Source organism: Mycobacterium sp. (genome assembly GCF_036488105.1).
GTDB lineage: Bacteria > Actinomycetota > Actinomycetes > Mycobacteriales > Mycobacteriaceae > Mycobacterium.
The window spans coordinates 1-2,541 of record NZ_DASXHW010000275.1; the positions used below are offsets into that span (position 1 = coordinate 1).

At 65.1% G+C, this 2,541-nt stretch carries 2 protein-coding genes; both read right to left on the bottom strand.

Annotated elements, in window-relative coordinates; translation table 11 throughout:
• A partial coding sequence (locus VGH54_RS14055; protein ID WP_331512628.1) for an ATP-binding protein occupies positions 1-1,740 on the bottom strand: 1,740 nt, incomplete at its 3' end.
• A 200-nt stretch (positions 1,741-1,940) separates the two neighbouring features.
• Positions 1,941-2,426, bottom strand: coding sequence for a DUF2231 domain-containing protein (locus VGH54_RS14060; RefSeq protein WP_331512629.1), 486 nt, complete (start codon positions 2,424-2,426; stop codon positions 1,941-1,943).
• Positions 2,427-2,541 lie beyond the last annotated feature (115 nt).

A 2,541-nucleotide genomic window follows, 5' to 3' on the forward strand; every position in this document is an offset into this window, starting at 1 on the left:
GGCGCGCAGGTTGTCGATCTCGATATCGGCCTGCTCGATGCGCTGCTCATAATCACCGCCTGCTGGCGCGTCGAGCGTGGCCGCCATCGCCGTGTAGTAATCGCGGTGACGCGCGCGCACGGCGTCCGCCTCGCCGGACTCGCCCAATTTCTCAAGCGCGTATTGCCGCATCGTCTCCAAGAGTCGGTAGCGCGTTCGGCTCCCACTCTCGTCGGCCACCACCAGCGACTTGTCCACTATCAAGGCGAGTTGATCGAGGACCTGATAGCGCTGCACATCACCACCGCCACAGACGCTTTGGGCCCCGTCGAGGTCGAAGCCACCTATGAACGCCGCCAGCCGTCGGAACAAGACCCGCTCGGGTTCGGTCAGCAGCGCGTGCGACCAATCCACCGAGGCGCGCAGGGTTTGCTGGCGGCGCACCGCGGTGCGCGCACCGCCGGTCAACAAGCGGAATCGGTCATGCAGGCTGTCGAGGATCTCGTTTAGCGACAGCGCCCGCACCCGTGCGGCCGCCAATTCGATCGCCAGGGGTACTCCGTCGAGGCGACGGCAAATCTCCGTCACAATCGCGGATTTGTCGTCAGTGACGACGAAGTCCGGTCGAGCGCGGCAGGCCCGATCGACGAACAGCTCGATGGCCTTGTCGGCCAGTGGCAACGACGGCACTCGCCAACTCAGCTCACCGGCCACACCGATCGGCTCACGACTAGTCGTCAAGAGTTTTAATTGAGGGCAGGCTTCCAGCAGTGCCACCGTCAGCGTGGCGCTCGCATCGAGCAGATGCTCACAGTTGTCCAGCACCACCAGCATCTGCCGCTCGGCGACGAACCGGCGCAGTGTGTCCGTGGTGGAACGGCCTGGTTGGTCTGGCAGGCCGAGAGCGCGGGCGGTCGTGATCGGCACCAGATCTGGGTCGGTGATCGGCGCGAGATCCACATACCAAACGCCATCGCTGAAGTCGCCGGAAAATTGGCCCGCGATCTGAATCGCCATGCGGGTCTTGCCTACCCCACCGGCGCCGGTCAACGTCACCAGCCGGTTCTGGGTCACCAGATCCCGTACCTGGGCGATATCTGCTTCACGTCCTACAAAGCTGGTGAACTGCACTGGAAGGCGCTGGGAGATAACAGCTTTAGCGACGCGCAGGGGAAAAAAGTCGTTGACCAGATCGGGATGGCACAGCTGCATCACCCGCTCGGGGCGGGGGAGATCACGTAGCGAGTGCGTGCCCAAATCGGACAGCCACGCGTCGTCGGGAAGCCCGTCTAACACGAGCGCTTCGGTGGCGCCTGAGAGCAGGGTTTGGCCGCCGTGGCCCAGGTCGCGCAGTCGCGCGGTGCGGTTGATGGTGGGGCCGGCGTAGTTGCCTTCGTCGCGCAGTTGGATTTCACCGGTGTGGATCCCGATCCGCAATCGGATCGGCGCCAGCGGGGCGCGCTGCAACTCGAGCGCACAGGCGACCGCGTCGGAGGCGCGGGCGAAGGCGGCCACGAAGCTATCGCCCTCGCCTTGTTCGACGGGACGCACGCCGTCGTGGGCGGCGACGGTGTCTGACACCACCTGATTCATCCGGGCCATAGCCAGGGTCATCTGCTCGGGCTGGGTTTCCCAGAGCCGCGTGGAACCCTCGACGTCGGCCAGGACCAACGTCACGGTGCCGGTCGGCAATAGCCCGCTCACGCTGAGTTCGCTCCAGTCCACCAGGGGCGTGTCCGCGCGTGGATCGAATTCGCTCATGCTAGCCAGCATGCGGCCACCGCAAACCGGAAACATCGGCGAAAACGCGTAGATCGCGGCCCGCGAACAGCGCGATCTAGGCTGGGTCGGGACAGCGCCGATGATTGTCCCGTGGCGAAGCCCGACCGGTGGTGGAAAAGATCGCCGATATCGAAAGAAGCCTCGGCATCTACGACCTGAGCTAGTTCACGCCGGCCTGACTAGGGTTTGTCCGACTTGGTCAGTTCATTACCCCAGACCGACCGGGCGCCGGCGTCGCCGATACGGACCACCTGCACGATGGAGGCTGCGCCTACTGCGATCGCGAGGACCGCGACCGCCAGGTTGGTACCCATACCGGGCTTGGCGGATCGGCTTTCCCGCCGGTGCACCAGCGCCAACACCACGGCGACGACGAGCATCGCGACCGAGAAGTAGATCATCCACCCGCCGCGCCCGGCGTGGGTGTTCAAGATGTCGCTGTGATGGCGTTCCCGGTCGTACAACCATTCGCCGGCATCGACGGTGACCGGTGTCAGCGCGGTGGTGACCGCGGCGAAGGCAAGGACCAGCCACACCAGGCGCCGCCGCGCCGCCGGCCAGAGCGCGCACAGAATCTCCAGCAGCGCCGTCAACGGCGCCAACACCACCATGGCGTGCACAAGCAGAACGTGGGCGGGAAGCCCAGAGATCGTGGTTAACGTCAACGTGAACTCCACTAGGTCAGTTGGATGCCGCGACTACTTCTTACACTGTGCCGGTGCGTCTCGTCTTTGCCGGAACACCGGAACCCGCGCTGCCCGCGCTGCGCAGTCTGATCGA